This window comes from Prescottella subtropica (genome assembly GCF_005434945.1).
Taxonomy (GTDB): Bacteria; Actinomycetota; Actinomycetes; order Mycobacteriales; family Mycobacteriaceae; genus Prescottella; species Prescottella subtropica.
The window spans coordinates 1-13,688 of sequence record NZ_SKCH01000042.1; the positions used below are offsets into that span (position 1 = coordinate 1).

A 13,688-nucleotide genomic window follows, 5' to 3' on the forward strand; every position below is an offset into this window, starting at 1 on the left:
AATGCCCCCAACCCCGCCGCTCCTGCCCCGCCTAGGCCGTCCGGGACCGAGGTTCGGCGACCCACCCCACCTTCTCGCCTCCCGGCGAGCGGACCGCGGCAGGCGCAAGCCAAAACCCCGGGGTTTTGGAATATCTTGCTCTGTCCTTCTCCTGTTTCCGGTGCCGCCCGGCGGTTTCGCGGTCGCGTAAGGATCGGCTGCGGCGATTCGCGGCGAACCGTCGCGCCCACACGTCGGGGCTATACCCGGAGTCAGAAGGCAAGAGGTCGCGCAGCGGCCTCGCGGCAGCACCCGCTCTTCCGTTCTCAGGACGAGGCAGTCCCATCCCCTCGCGCCGGTGTCGCATGCCGAGAAATGCTCGGCGCCGCGCGACAACTGGCGCCCGCGAACCGCTGTACGGCGCTCCCGGGACGCGAACCCCGAACACCAGCACTTCGCCGGCCGCCACCGGACCGCCGCCTCGGAGAGGGAAGGGACGACCGCCGTCGCCGCCCTCCGGGTGCGTCCGGACGCGGGCGCGGATACGCCGGTCGCGGGAGGAGTGTTCGGGCGCCGAGGCGACGACCGGAACGTGCAAAGGATCGATCCGCATTCCCGCACCATGTGCCGTACCCGGCCTACCTCCCGCAGCCGATCCCGCCACGTTCCGCACCAGCGTTCTCACCCGGCCGTGGTCCCGAACGGCCCACTGAAAAATCCCACACACCTCATGCACTATGAGTGGACTTTTGGCGCGACGAAATAAGATTCGCGGCATGAACACCCCGTCGTCGTCGCACGAGAACACCGAAACCACAGGCGGAAACACCGCGAACACACGCGACGACGACGGTGCGGATCCGGGAATCTGCCCGTGGTGCCAGCAGCCGGTTCCCGCGCATGTCGGACGGGGCCGGCCGCGGGTGTGGTGTTCGGATCAGTGCCGCCGCGACGCCCACAGCGCCCGCAAGGCTGCCCGCACCGGCGCCGTCGGCATCCAGGTGATCCGGCAGACCCGCACCATCGAGAAACCCGTTCCGATGCCCGTGGTCGAGTACCGGGACCCGTCCCCGACCGCGACCCCGGCCCGCTATCTCGACGACCACGACATCGCGATGCACGTCCTACGCAACTCAGACCTGCTCGCGAAGATCCTGGACTCGTTCAGCGCCGGACTCGGTCCCCGCCTCACTGGCCGGCAACTGACCGGCCCCCTGCACGAGGCCGCACTCCGGCTCGCCCCACGACTCGACGACTACCGCCGAAACGTCACCCCGAAACCGCCGGAACCCGCCGCCTCCCGCGCCGATACGGCAGGGCTGTCGCGGCAGCAGCGCCGCGCACTCGAACGTCTCCAAGCGAAGAAATCGCACTGAATCGAACCCGCCGATCGACACGAAACCATGCCCGCACCGCGAGAAGGGACACGCCGGTGACCGACAACACGCCCCGTCACATCGTCGACTGGACGATCCGGATGGACCCACCGAACACCGCCGAAGCCGTCGAACAACTCGGCCGCTACTTCCGTGCCACCGGACAGCGCACCTACCGCAACGACCTGCCACCGCTGACGCCCGACGACCACAAGACCGCGCTCGCGCTCGTCGGGGAGCTCCGCCGCTGCGTCGAGGACCAACGCCACGCGATCATCAAATACGCGCTCGCCAGCGGCCTGTCCTGGGATCAGATCGCCAGCGCCCTCTACTCCGACGTCGACGAACTCCGCGAACGCTACCGAGCCCGCATCGACCACGAACTCGGCCCGTAAACAGGCGCAGCCCCGGCACCTGGACGCAGATCCGGCTGCAACAGTAGGTAGCGCAACCCGACGTCAGCACTCTCGCTGTCGCTGCGGTAGTCCCGCCAGTTGCACCGGTACGCCGAGGCGATCGGCAGGCATTCTCCGATCCGGTCGCCCTTGAGCTGCCAGGCCAGCGATCCAGCGTCGACATCGCGGCCGTCCCACAGTCGGAACTCATGCGCCTGGGACCGTGCGCTGCAGCTGCGTTCGCCCCAAAACGGGTAGTTCGTCAGTGTCAGCGATGCGCCCGCATCGACGATGTCGTCGAGGATCAGCCGTTCGACCCGTTGCACGTCCCTCCAGATCTTGGAGGCATCGAGGTCCGGTGCGCCCGAGGCCGGCAGGTCGAATTTCTCCCCGTCGATGCTCACCCGTAGCCGCTTCTTCGGGTACTTCAACTCCAGCGCGATGCGTTGGCCCGCCAGCTCGCCGAGCACATCGACCGACAACCGGCGTAGACCTCCCACCGGCTCGCTGACCGTCACCTTCTTCTCCAGCCGCAGACGCTGCATGTCCTCGGCGAGCACCAGCCCCAACGCGAGCTGGAAGTCGCTCTCGGAATGAAACACCGGACGCCGGCAGGCCAACCGCTCCATCCACGACTGCACGTACGGCGCAAGATCGAGCACACATCCTCCACTCCGAACAGAAACCAAGACCGGACGGAGAGTAGGTGAGAACGCCCGGACGCCGGGATACCTGATATGGCTTGGCTCGGCGTACCCGAATAATTTTGTATATGGCTCGGCGTGTCGGACCCGAACATCGATCTTGGTGTGGCACTCTGTCCGGCATGGACACAGCGGGGGCACTGCTACTGAACGACGCGCAGTGGGCCGAGGAGGTGCTGCTCCCGCACCGTCCCCATGCGACGAACTATCTCGACCGCGGCCAGTACCGGATGAGCCGAGAAGACGCCCTGACGATGCGCTACGTCGAACACTCCCCCCACGCCCTGCTCGGATCCATCGTCATCGACTGCGACCACCCCGACGCCGCGATGCGCGCGTTCGAGCAGCCCCGGGATCATCCCGCGCCGAACTGGGTCGCCCAGTCCCCCTCCGGACGCGCGCACCTCGGCTGGTGGCTCGGTTCCAACCATGTCTGCCGCACCGACTCCGCCCGACTGACACCACTGCGCTACGCGCACCGCGTCGAAACCGGTCTCAAACTCTGCGTCGGCGGCGACTTCTCCTACGGCGGGCAGCTCACCAAGAACCCCATCCACCCCGACTGGGAAACCATCTATGGGCCCGCCACCCCGTACACACTGCGCCAGCTCGCCACCATCAATACTCCCCGGCAGGCTCCGCGGCGGCCCGACCGCGCCGCGGGCCTCGGCCGCAACGTCACCATGTTCGACACCGCCCGCACATGGGCCTACCCCCAGTGGTGGCACCACCGCAACGGCACCCTCGACCAGTGGCTACTCCTCGTACTCCAGCACTGCCATGCCATCAACACCCAGTTCGCCGACCCCCTGCCCTTCGTCGAGGTCCGTGCGACCGCCCACTCCATCGGCAAATGGATCTGGCGAAACTTCGACGAGGCCGCCTACCGCGCCCGCCAAGCCCACCGCGGAAGCAAAGGCGGCCGAGTCATGACCCCTGCAAAGATCGAGGCCAACCGGAAACGAGCCACCAAGTTCGACGAGAAGGCCATGTTGGAGGCGATCATCTGATGCCCGGAGCGAAGCATCCTGTACGCCGCAAGATGACAGCACGCGAAGCCGCCGAACAGTTCGGGGCTTCAACACGAACCATCCAACGGCTGTTCGCTGAACCGAGAGATGAGTTCCTCGAGCGGGCGAAAGTGCGCCGTGACCGTGTCGTGGACCTGCGGAAGCAAGGCATGAAATACAAGGACATCGCCGAGGCGATGGGCATCTCCACCGGTGCCGTCGGTCGAATCCTGCACGACGCCCGCAAACTCGAAGAGACGGGGGGCGCGTCGCAGACGCCTGCCGAAGACGACGAAGTTGTCCTCTCTTAGATGCAGATCAGCACCATGTTTTCTTTCTCTCATGCATGAAGGCCTGCATGTTAGATTGCATACATGACTTCTTCCATACCTGTTGTGGCAGTCGCCAACCAGAAGGGTGGAGTCGGAAAGACCGCGGTCACGCTGGGGCTCGCGTCAGCGGCCAGCGCCGCCGGAATTCCCACGCTCGTGGTGGACATGGACCCGCAGGGGAACTCCACGACCGGTCTCGGCATCACCGACACCGAGTTCACGGTCAACGATGTGCTCTACGCCGACCAGCGAGGCATCGCCGCCGAAGCAGTCGTCGAGACCTCATGGCCGGGCGTCTCCGTGATCCCCGCCGATCTCTCTTTGGCGCAGCGTGACGCCGACCAGCAGCTCGGCGCGGAGATGCGACTGCGCAAAGCCCTCGACTCCCCCGACCTCGCTGAGCGTTTCGGCCTGGTCCTCGTCGACTGCCAGCCGAGCGTGGGCAAGCTCGTGTCCAATGCCCTGATCGCAGCGACCGGTGTTCTGATCGTGACGGAGCCGAGCATCGACGCCAGCGCCGGCGTCGCCAACGTTATGGACACGATCGAGACAGTCCGCGAGCACTACAACCCAGACCTCGAAGTCCTCGGAGTGGTCCTCAACAAGGTCCCACCACGTAGCCGGGAAGCCGACTTCCGGGCCGCCGAGCTCGGCGACGCCCTCGGAGAGCGACTCTGGGATCCGGTCGTACCGATGCGAACGGCCCTAACCGAAGCCCGCGGCGCCCGCGCCCCTATCCACTCGTACGGCAGCCGCGCCGCCGACCTGATCGAGATCTTCGACGAGTACCTGACTCGCATCGTGAAGAAGGGATGACCATGCCCGCCAAGCATCAGCCGGCCGGCGCCTTCGGCGGCAAGAAGCTGACCAAGGCCCCCGGTGCCGACACCCACCCCCTAGCACCGAAGAAGTCCGACGCGCCCCTTGCCGAGCCAGCAAAACTGACGCAGTTCTCAGCGCGCCTCGACCCGGAACTCCTGCGACAGGTGAAGATTGCAGTCGCCACCCGCGGAACCACCTTGCAAGCCGCCACAGCCGAGGCTTTCGAGCTATGGCTCGACCAAAAACAAGCCTGATCTGCGCAGATGACAAGCTGACTTGCTGTAAAGAATGGTTGTTACCAATCATTCTTTACAGCAAGTCAGCTTGCTAGGTTCTCTTGCGCGCACCGCATCAACAATGCGCCGACCATCCCCGGAACGGCACGCCGACGCAGCTCCACCGGGACCCACTGCGCCGGCAAGGCGCTCGCGTAGGCATTGAGTCCAGTGAGTAGCAGACGCCCTACTCACTCCGTTCCTGTCACCGACGCCGGATTCACACACGCGCAGAACAGATCACAATGGCTGTATGGCCTTGAGCAGAGATGGCCGACCGAAGACTGCAGTACGGAGGCCCCGGCCAACGGAGACTACGTCGTGGGCGAGCACACCATCAGTGCGCTCACGAATGCAACGCCAACAAAGCCGTGACACCAAGCCGGAGCTGGCAGTTCGCCGTCTACTGCATCGTGACGGGCTGCGATACCGCGTCGACACAGCCCCGCTGGAGAACCTGCGTCGGCGTGCTGATGTTGTCTTTAGGTCGGCCCGCGTTGCGCTGTTCATCGACGGCTGCTACTGGCACGGGTGTCCGACCCACGGCCAGCGCACAACCACCGTCAACGGGACCTACTGGCGTGAAAAGATCGAAAGAAATCGAGCACGAGATCGCGACACCGACCGGCAACTTCGCGCCGCCGGCTGGCTCTCGCTTCGCGCGTGGGAGCACGACGACCCGAGGGAGGTCGCCGAAATGGTGATCACCGAGGTAAGAAGTAGGACACGGGTCCGCCAAAGCGAAAGCATGCATGGGCCGGGTTCTCCCTCCCGTGAGATGGCGTCAGGAGAAGCCCGATCGTGAGCTTTCAGTTGCACTAGGGCCAGATCCGGTTCTGACCGAGACCGAGGGCGGCGCGTTGTCGTGCCGCGTTAGTCAACTTTCGTCGTCTCGCTCCAGGTCGTCAGCCAATGACCTCAGAGCAGTGGGCATTCCCGGGTGGTCTTCGAGACCGTCCTCAGAGAGCTGGTGCCGCACTCGCCGGATGGACGCGTCGATATCAGAGACCTCGGCTGACACCGAGGACACGACGCCGCTGCCAGCGACAAGATTGAGCCCCTGTAGGACGTCAATGAGCCGTTGCGCGAGATTCGGTTGTCTGGAATGCCAGCGCACCAAACATCGGTAGACGAAAGTCAACGCCTCAGCCCGCCCGTGCGGAGACACTCGCGATGCAAGTATGTCCATGTATGCGTGGAGGTCGACCACCGCGGGGTCAATTCCAAGGCGTGTCGCTACTGGTTCGATCTTGGCGGCAATCTGCTCAGCACTGGGACCCCCAGCCACCCCTGGGGCGACGATCGTCGCTTCGCTCAAACCCTGGCCTGCGGCGGCATCGAGTTGTCCGACTTTGGATTCCCACGCGGCGGCGGTCACCTCGAATGCGGCGCGTGGTGCCTGTCGTTCTCGTATGACAATGTCACCAGGCGAGTTGGTTGCCTTGTCGTTCGCTCCTACATTCTTCGTGTCTACCCGGTGCCCGGACGGACCTTGAGCGAGTTCGGCCTCCATCAGGCCGGCGAGGAGATACTGCTCGAAAGCGCCCCCACTGCCCTGTTCCAGTAGGCGCTCCCGCAGACGCAAGAAGTTGGCGAATGTCAGCCGCGACGCGGCAATCTCCACCCACGGAGGCATCTTGGATGCCTGGTCGAGCATGGTGTCGACAACGCCGATGACGAATGCCCGAACCTGATCGAGGGTCGTGCCCTCCTGAGACTGCCACTTGACGAAGTCCTTCAGTGAAGGGTTCCGGACCTGTTTGGACAGATAGCCGCTGCGGAAACTCGAGGACTGCAGAGGTCCTTTAGTGGCCGGAATCTGTCGCGGCTGAAGGATCTCATTGCACAGATGGTCACTGGCCCCGCGGTCGCCGTGGAGACGCCCCGTCTCGCTCAAGTCACCGCGGGAGGGGTCGACGACGTTCAGCACTCTCCCCTCGGTGAGAGAGAACTGGGCAATGGTGAGCGCAGCTTCCGCAGCTTGGCTGGCCTGCGGCGGGTCGAGGCGGAGCGGCGCCACTACCGCGTCGAGAACTTCCCGTGTCTCGTCCCCGATCGCTACAGTTTCGCGGGCCTCTTTGTCAGCCCGCGCTCGAAAGATGCTCTCAAGGTCCTTCTTCACTTGTTGGCTGCGGGCCGGGTACGACGAAAAACGTGAGGTTGCCGTTCCGGCATCGATCGAGTGAGATGTCCCGTTCTCTGTCACGCGACAGCCATCCTGCGATCCTCTGCCGTTTGGCCAGAATCAAGAAGAGTGCTCACGACCGCGGACCCGACCGCGCGCGCCAACTGCACCGGGACAGCATTTCCGATTTGCCGGTACTGGGACGAGCTGCGACCCTGCCATGGCATGTCCAGAGGGAAGCCCTGTACTAACGCGGCCTCCTGGCGTGTGATCCGCCGTGCACCGGGGACGATGCCGCTGCGGGGAGCGCCACCTGCCAATAGGTGCGCGTGATACGTCGGTACCACGCTGTCGCCGTCCAGCCAGGGCGTCTTGTTGCCACCCATCGAGGCCAAGAGTGTGGGTACAAGGCCATTGGGATTGATCGGCCGGCCACCGCCGTTCCAGAGATGGCCGTCCCATGGCGACGGGCGCAGATCCGGACTCTTGGCGTAGGTGACAATCGCCCTATTTGGCTCGCCAACCAGGCATTCGGGGTCAAGCAACTCCTTTGCCGTGACCCACGGCTGTGCCGCGTCAGGGCCGTGGGTGGGCGTCGGCCATGTGAAACCCGGCTTCCTAGTGCCAACGACGAGCAACCGTTGACGGCGTTGCGAGACACCGAAGTCCGCCGCGTGCAGTATGCGCCAGTGCACGTCGAAGCCCAGTTCGCGGAACTGTTCGATCGCTTGTTCCAGAACAGCCAGCTGGGCACCTTTAGCCAATCCCGGCACGTTCTCCATCAGGAACGCTTCCGGCTTGACCTCTGCCACAACACGCAGGAACTGCGGGATGCCGTCACGCTCATCGAGAACGCCACGCCGGTGGCCACCCATTGAATACGGCTGACACGGAGGACCACCAGCGACGACTGCAACATTCCCTCGCAGGCTGCGGAACGAATGTGCTGCAATATCGCCCTCGAACACCTGAATTGGTGTGTCGGGAGAAAACCGGGCATGAGCCGCGGTGTACGTGGCCAGCGCGTCCAGGTCCATCTCTGACGCGCCGACAACATCGAGACCAGCCGCTGCCAAGCCTTGGCTAAGCCCCCCAGCGCCAGCGAAGAGGTCCAGGGTCGGCAAATCAGTCACGAGCACCACCAGATCCTTCCACACCGAGCTAACCGTCTCGAAGCATGACGCACTGCACCGACACACGGCGCGGAGCTGCCCATACCCAGACGCTTAGGCACCGTCCGTCTCAGTTCCTTGGTAGTGAGACAGTCACCCGCCGGAGAAAGCCGGACCGGATCACCCCAGGTCACAACGTCCCATAAGTTGATTCCGAAACAGTGTGTCGAAACCTCGCTACGGGAACAACTTTCGATACACTGCCGTGCGTGGATCTGGGATATGCGCGGGTGTCGACGACCAAACAGGACCTCGAGCGGCAGATCGACGCCCTCACCGCCGCTGGCATCGCTGGCGACCGGATCTACGTCGATCGCAAATCCGGGGCGACCACCGACCGCCCCGGCCTGACCGCACTGCTCGAGTACGCCCGCAACGGCGACGTCATCGTCACTCACACGCTCGACCGGCTCGGCCGCAACGTCCGCGACACCCTGAACCTGATCCACCACCTGCGTGAGCGTGGCATAGGGGTGCGCAACCTCGCCGACCCGATCCGCATCGACTCGAGCAACCCGGACGACCCGATGGCACAGCTGGCTGTCGTACTGCTGGCACTGTTCGCCCAGATGGAACGCACCTACGCCCTCGAACGTGCAGCCCACGCCCGCCAAGTCGCCACTGCGAAAGGCCGGCGCACCGGCCGCCCGTCGGTGGTCAACGAATCCCAGATCGCCCATGCAGCCCAGCTCCGCGACGCCGGCGCCACCGTCGCCGAGATCACCGCCAAGACCGGACTGACCCGCTCCACCCTGTACCGGCACCTACCGTCGCGGCCGTCCGAGCCGGTCACCGTCGCGCCCGCACCCGCGGCCCCGGAGGAGGACGAGAGTCCTGTTCCGGCAGAGGTTTCCACGTCCAGTCCAGGTGCGGACCAGTTAACGTGCCCGACCTGCGGGTATCGGCCATCAACTCGGAAGGATGCGGGCCCCCATCTCGACGATCTCACCATGGTCTGGTTGCACATCGGCTCAGGTGGGCGGGTCAGCGAGCATCGGCATTGTGTCCGTTGCCAACCCCACCAGCAGGTCACGGCGATCAACTGCAGTCGCTGCGGCGACGGGCCGCTGGTCATCGGCGGCGAACCCGCCGCCGATCCACCCGTAGCCGTCCTCAGCTGGCTCGAAGATCAGGGTTGGTCTACGGACCCGAATCTATTGTGCACCAATCACTCCTGACAGTTGAGTCAGAGTTCGAGACCGGTTTTCGAGACAGGACACCTCAAGGTAGAGAGCATCCGTGGCGGTGGCCCGGGTGGCATCCTGGAAGGGTTCGATTCTGAGACACATCCTGCTGGGAGCTCGTCAGGACGTACGCTGATCCTGAAAGCACGAAGGGCGCGCCACTACCTCTAGTGGCGCGCCCTTCGTTCGCTGCTGAGCCTGGTGGAAACTGATCGGGCTACCGCGGTCACACGCGGCTCCGATCCCAGCCCCGGAGGTCGATCGTCGGTGGTATCCGGCTCGACGTCTCCATACAGCACCCATCCCGTCACCGCAGGTACATCGGCTCGTTTCCCCTGGGCTGGGACACCATCCCCCGAAGGGGCTCCAACCGGAAGAACAATCCCGAAGCGGAGAGTCCTGGGCTAGGGCAAGCCCTCCGCCGGTGAGCGGAGGTCCCAACCGGAGTCTCTCCTCTGAGCTGTCGCAACAGTAGCAGGTCGCGACCAAGATCGTCAACATCCGTCTTGACACTAGTAACTTGAATTAGTATTATGTCCGACCCCAACACCTTTGTGTTGAAATAACATACCCGTTTATATAGACATGAGGGGTACCTTTACGCTGAAGACAGCGGTGCCCTTATGGCTATAACTAGAGAGGTCGCTTAGACAACGGTGGATACCAAGGAGGGTTTGGCGAGCGCGGTGGACGGGCTGGAGGACCTCCTCGGTGCGCTGGAAGGGGAAACTCCGACCCGGTCAGCAATCACCGTGTCGACGGCATCGCTCGATGCCGCGCGAGAGCTTGCCATGTCGACGCGGCGGATCGACACCCCCGTTCGCAAGTCGTTCGTGCGGCCAATGACCGAGGACGCAGGACCTGTCGCGCCGCTCGCGCGTATCTACAGCGGCGGGCGCAGCGGCGTCGTGGCGGTGAAGCTGTACCTCGCGCTGGTCTGGCGGTGCTCCTCGGCACCGTTCTCGACCGATAAGCCCGCTCGGGCCTGGGCCACCCTGCTCGACCTCAAGGACCCGGAGGGCAAGGGGGCGCGACGCGTGAAAGACGCGATGCGCACCCTTGAGGCTGCGGGGCTGATCACACTGACTGAACAGGCCGGCTACCCGAACATCGTCACGCTCCTCGACGAGTCCGGCTCAGGTGCGGCGTACGGGCTTCCCTCGACCGGGTACAGCTTCGCGAAGGCCCACAACGCCACCAAAGATCAGCGCGCAGCTCAGATGTACTTCAAGGTGCCCGGGAAGCTGTGGACGCAAGGGTACATGCAGGCTCTCAGCGGTCCCGAACTCGTCATGCTGTTGATCCTGCTCGCCGAGAAGGGCGGCGAAGGGGCGAAAATCTGGTTCAGCACGAGCGAGTTCCCCGCGCGCTACAACATCTCCGCCCAGACTCGCGCCACAGGAACACATCGCCTCCAGAAGCTGGGCCTGCTCCGTGTCGAACGGGAAAGCCTGTCTTCAGGCCCGAGACCCACAACCTTCGACACCCAGCGCCGCCGGAACGTCTACCGCCTGACGGACAAGGCTCAGAGCGAACCAGCTGTCACCGTGGCCACCTCCAGTAGAAGGCGCCGGGGCAAGAAGAAGCCCGCGGCGAACCCGTAAGACCAATTCCCGAGCCAACCTCTCGAGAATTGGAGATTCCATCCAGCGGAGTGTCGAGCGTCACATCTTGGGTGTGGAACGGAAATCCGCCCCACTGTCGTGTCATATGCATGACCGCTATCGCAACGACTGACGTAGCCGCAGCTGACGACGATCCGGACGGAGGAGACATGGACCACGCCGAAGACATGGGCGTCGTACTCGATCCGCAGGATGAGCGCGCCGATCCTGACTGGTACCCGTCTCTGGGGAACATCTCCGCCGGGTTCTTCTTCAAGGCCGTACTGCGCGCGCAGGATCCGACGCCGCCGGAGTACGTCACGGTCCCACTTCCCCCGCGAAGTGGCGAGCCGGTGCTGGAAGTCGCTATCTCAGAATGGAACATGCTGTGGGAGGCGGCCCAGTTCCGTCGGCGGATCGTCGGCGACGACCTGCCCCCAGAACTGGAGAAAGTGGCCGACCGCGGCGACGTCAACGTGGTGTTCGTGCCGCGCACGAAGTCCCGCTACCACGAGCATTCGCCGCTGTTCCACCTGCTTCCCCGGGCTGTCGCGGAACGACACGGCCTTCCCCTGCTGCCCTCCGGCCAATGGCCTTTCCTCGCCGACAGGATCAACCCGGACAGCTACCTGCCGCACGATTTCGAGACCAGGCTCTCGCGGGCGTGGGCCGGCACCGTGTGGCGGCATCTGATGCCCATGTCCCCCATGCGGGGCTTTGCCGGCTCGGATCCGATCCGGCTGCTGGCGCACAACCTGGACTTCTGGATTCCCCCGGTCAACCAGGTGATCCAGGATGGGCTACGCGATTTCTCGGTTGTCGACAACGGTGCGCCCACAGGTCCGGCAGTGCTTGAGGACGGATCGCTTCTCGAGGGTGCGACCGTGGAAAATCCCCGGATGGGCGGCACGTTGTGGGCCGGTGAGGAGGAGGCTGCCGAGATCACCCGCAGGACTGTCGAGGAGGCCGATGCCGACGGTCGTCTGCGGGGCATCCTCGATGCCGTCCGCTCCAACCGGGTCGAAGACGACTTCTCCCCGCATTGGACTCGTGCTCGGGAGGACTTCGAGCGGAAGCTGTATCGCAAGCGTTCGAAGGTCAAGGTCAGCTTCGTCGAGCTGCCCGACACCATCCCGGTGCAGGGGCCCGAAACCGAGATCGTCGATCGGACGGTGTACGGCGACTTTCTGACACTCCTCAACGAGCGTGACCGCGAAATCGTGGTCCTGCTCTACAGCGGAGTCACCAAGCTGACCGAGATCGGCGAAATCATGGGGTACCGCAACCACAGCGCTGTCTCGAAGCGGCTGAACAGGATCCGCGAGCAGGCCGCCCGAATCTTCGACGTGGAGTAGACCTCCGCATGCGCACAAACTCAGCGCTAAAGATCAAAACCCCGGTGACATGCACTACGTGCAGAGGCCGATCCGGGGTCTTCACAGAAGATCGTACAGCACTTCTACAGAGCCCCTATAGAACCCGGAGTGAGATGCACAACCGTTCCACCGCCCTGATCCAGAACCTGCACACGCTGCTCACCCCCGAACGCCTCGCGCCGTACAAGGCCGCGGCCGGCGGGGATGTCGAACGGGCACTGGATCTCTACGAGTGGAACAGCAAGGTCAGCGCCGCGGTATTCGAAGACCTCGGCTACCTCGAAGTCGTCCTGCGCAACGCCTGCCACAACCAGCTCCACCAGTGGAACCACCGACAGAACGGTGATCCCCTTTGGTATCGCCACTCGGTGTTCGGACCGGCGTCCCAGGACGACATCGGCAAGGCGCGGCAGCGGGCCACCCGCGGCGGACGCCCGGAGTTGCCCGGCCGGGTCGTTGCCGAGCTGATGTTCGGCTTCTGGAGGTTCCTCCACGCCAGAAGCTACGAGGCCACGCTGTGGACCCCGTGCCTTCGCCTGGCATACCCCCACCTGCAGCCCCGACGACGCCAAACCGTCTACACCCGGCTCGATCACCTCAACACCCTCCGCAACCGCATCGCCCACCACGAACCAATCCACCGGGCACAGATTGCTGGCACCGGGAAAGACATCGCCGGCCTGCACAGCGAACTGCTCGAGGTGCTCGGGTGGATCGATCCCGTCATCGCAGACTGGGTTCGCGCGCGTAGCGACGTGCCCGCACTACTCCACGCACGCCCCCGCTGACATTCAGCAAGAGGTGTGGCTGGGGTCGTGGCGCCCGAACCGCCGCCGACGCTCCGATCCAAGTCCACGCTGTCGTCCAGTGGTGGGACGCTTCGACCATGACGCAGATCCGGGTGACGGTGAGCCGGTGGCAGAGCCGCGGGCCGTGGTGGCAGGGCCGACGACGCCTACCGGGTCTCGAACTCGACATCGACATCGACATCGACATCGACGGGCACGGAACCACCCAGACCTACGGCACCCGCGACCTCGACGATGCCCGTGCGATGGTCCTCGAGTACCTCGACACCGTGGGCGCCGCGGTGCCGGCCGACGCCGTGATCGAGTGGGTCGAGACCGGCACCTGACGACTACCCGCCGCCGGCGGCGCCGGCGTGAACACCATCCGCTTGCTCCGCGACCGCGGCACCGCCGCGTGCACCCAATGCCCCCAACCCCGCCGCTCCTGCCCCGCCTAGGCCGTCCGGGACCGAGGTTCGGCGACCCACCCCACCTTCTCGCCTCCCGGCGAGCGGACCGCGGCAGGCGCAAGCCAAAACCCCGGGG

The 13,688-nt window shown here is 64.8% G+C and carries 15 protein-coding genes; 12 read left to right on the forward strand and 3 right to left on the reverse strand.

Annotated elements, in window-relative coordinates:
* Nucleotides 1–755: 755 nt before the first annotated feature.
* Both E0497_RS19815 and E0497_RS19820 read left to right on the forward strand, forming a co-directional pair.
* Nucleotides 756–1,355 carry a hypothetical protein gene (locus E0497_RS19815; protein ID WP_137726518.1) on the forward strand — a complete coding sequence of 200 codons (600 nt, stop codon included), beginning with the start codon at nucleotides 756–758 and terminating at the stop codon, nucleotides 1,353–1,355.
* A gap of 56 nt (nucleotides 1,356–1,411) precedes the next feature.
* On the forward strand, nucleotides 1,412–1,750 hold the full coding sequence (locus E0497_RS19820) for a hypothetical protein (RefSeq protein WP_137726519.1): 339 nt from the start codon (nucleotides 1,412–1,414) through the stop codon (nucleotides 1,748–1,750).
* On the opposite strand, the gene E0497_RS19825 is transcribed toward E0497_RS19820, so the two are convergent.
* The gene (locus tag E0497_RS19825; RefSeq protein ID WP_137726520.1) at nucleotides 1,714–2,412 is read right to left on the reverse strand and encodes a hypothetical protein; all 699 of its coding nucleotides are present in this window, start codon (nucleotides 2,410–2,412) and stop codon (nucleotides 1,714–1,716) included. The two genes, E0497_RS19820 and E0497_RS19825, sit on opposite strands and share 37 nt — an antisense overlap.
* A gap of 164 nt (nucleotides 2,413–2,576) precedes the next feature.
* Between E0497_RS19825 and E0497_RS19830 the strand changes: the two genes are divergently transcribed.
* The 5 genes from E0497_RS19830 to E0497_RS19850 all read left to right on the forward strand — a co-directional run bounded on the left by E0497_RS19830 (nucleotide 2,577) and on the right by E0497_RS19850 (nucleotide 5,698).
* Complete coding sequence (locus tag E0497_RS19830; RefSeq protein ID WP_241665990.1) at nucleotides 2,577–3,464, forward strand: replication initiation protein; 888 nt, start codon at nucleotides 2,577–2,579, stop codon at nucleotides 3,462–3,464.
* Nucleotides 3,464–3,775 (forward strand): helix-turn-helix domain-containing protein, encoded by a 312-nt coding sequence (locus E0497_RS19835; RefSeq protein ID WP_137726521.1) that lies wholly within the window; start codon nucleotides 3,464–3,466, stop codon nucleotides 3,773–3,775. The genes E0497_RS19830 and E0497_RS19835 overlap by 1 nt, the downstream gene beginning before the upstream one ends.
* 63 nt (nucleotides 3,776–3,838) lie before the next feature.
* Entirely contained in the window at nucleotides 3,839–4,612 is a 774-nt protein-coding gene (locus E0497_RS19840) for a ParA family protein (protein WP_137726522.1), read from the forward strand.
* Nucleotides 4,613–4,614: 2 nt separating this feature from the next.
* Complete coding sequence (locus E0497_RS19845) at nucleotides 4,615–4,872, forward strand: Clp protease/crotonase-like domain-containing protein (RefSeq protein ID WP_241665991.1); 258 nt, start codon at nucleotides 4,615–4,617, stop codon at nucleotides 4,870–4,872.
* Between the two features lie 274 nt (nucleotides 4,873–5,146).
* The gene (locus E0497_RS19850) at nucleotides 5,147–5,698 is read left to right on the forward strand and encodes a very short patch repair endonuclease (protein WP_137726524.1); all 552 of its coding nucleotides are present in this window, start codon (nucleotides 5,147–5,149) and stop codon (nucleotides 5,696–5,698) included.
* A 72-nt stretch (nucleotides 5,699–5,770) separates the two neighbouring features.
* Here the strand turns inward: E0497_RS19850 and E0497_RS19855 are convergent, their stop codons facing one another.
* A complete protein-coding gene (locus tag E0497_RS19855; RefSeq protein ID WP_137726525.1) occupies nucleotides 5,771–7,099 on the reverse strand; it encodes a hypothetical protein in 1,329 nt (442 codons plus the stop codon).
* Entirely contained in the window at nucleotides 7,096–8,175 is a 1,080-nt protein-coding gene (locus tag E0497_RS19860; RefSeq protein ID WP_161987464.1) for a DNA cytosine methyltransferase, read from the reverse strand. The genes E0497_RS19855 and E0497_RS19860 overlap by 4 nt, the downstream gene beginning before the upstream one ends.
* Nucleotides 8,176–8,399: 224 nt before the next feature.
* Here E0497_RS19860 and E0497_RS19865 point away from each other — a divergent pair, with 224 nt between their 5' ends.
* The 5 genes from E0497_RS19865 (at nucleotide 8,400) to E0497_RS19885 (ending at nucleotide 13,489) form a co-directional block, all read left to right on the forward strand.
* Nucleotides 8,400–9,368, forward strand: coding sequence for a recombinase family protein (locus E0497_RS19865; protein WP_137726527.1), 969 nt, complete (start codon nucleotides 8,400–8,402; stop codon nucleotides 9,366–9,368).
* Nucleotides 9,369–10,030: 662 nt separating this feature from the next.
* Entirely contained in the window at nucleotides 10,031–10,978 is a 948-nt protein-coding gene (locus tag E0497_RS19870) for a hypothetical protein (protein WP_137726528.1), read from the forward strand.
* Between the two features lie 170 nt (nucleotides 10,979–11,148).
* Nucleotides 11,149–12,333 (forward strand): sigma-70 RNA polymerase sigma factor region 4 domain-containing protein, encoded by a 1,185-nt coding sequence (locus E0497_RS19875; RefSeq protein WP_241665993.1) that lies wholly within the window; start codon nucleotides 11,149–11,151, stop codon nucleotides 12,331–12,333.
* A 134-nt stretch (nucleotides 12,334–12,467) separates the two neighbouring features.
* Nucleotides 12,468–13,142 carry an Abi family protein gene (locus tag E0497_RS19880; protein ID WP_137726530.1) on the forward strand — a complete coding sequence of 225 codons (675 nt, stop codon included), beginning with the start codon at nucleotides 12,468–12,470 and terminating at the stop codon, nucleotides 13,140–13,142.
* Nucleotides 13,143–13,240: 98 nt separating this feature from the next.
* Nucleotides 13,241–13,489 carry a hypothetical protein gene (locus tag E0497_RS19885; RefSeq protein WP_137726531.1) on the forward strand — a complete coding sequence of 83 codons (249 nt, stop codon included), beginning with the start codon at nucleotides 13,241–13,243 and terminating at the stop codon, nucleotides 13,487–13,489.
* The last annotated feature ends 199 nt before the right edge of the window (nucleotides 13,490–13,688 follow it).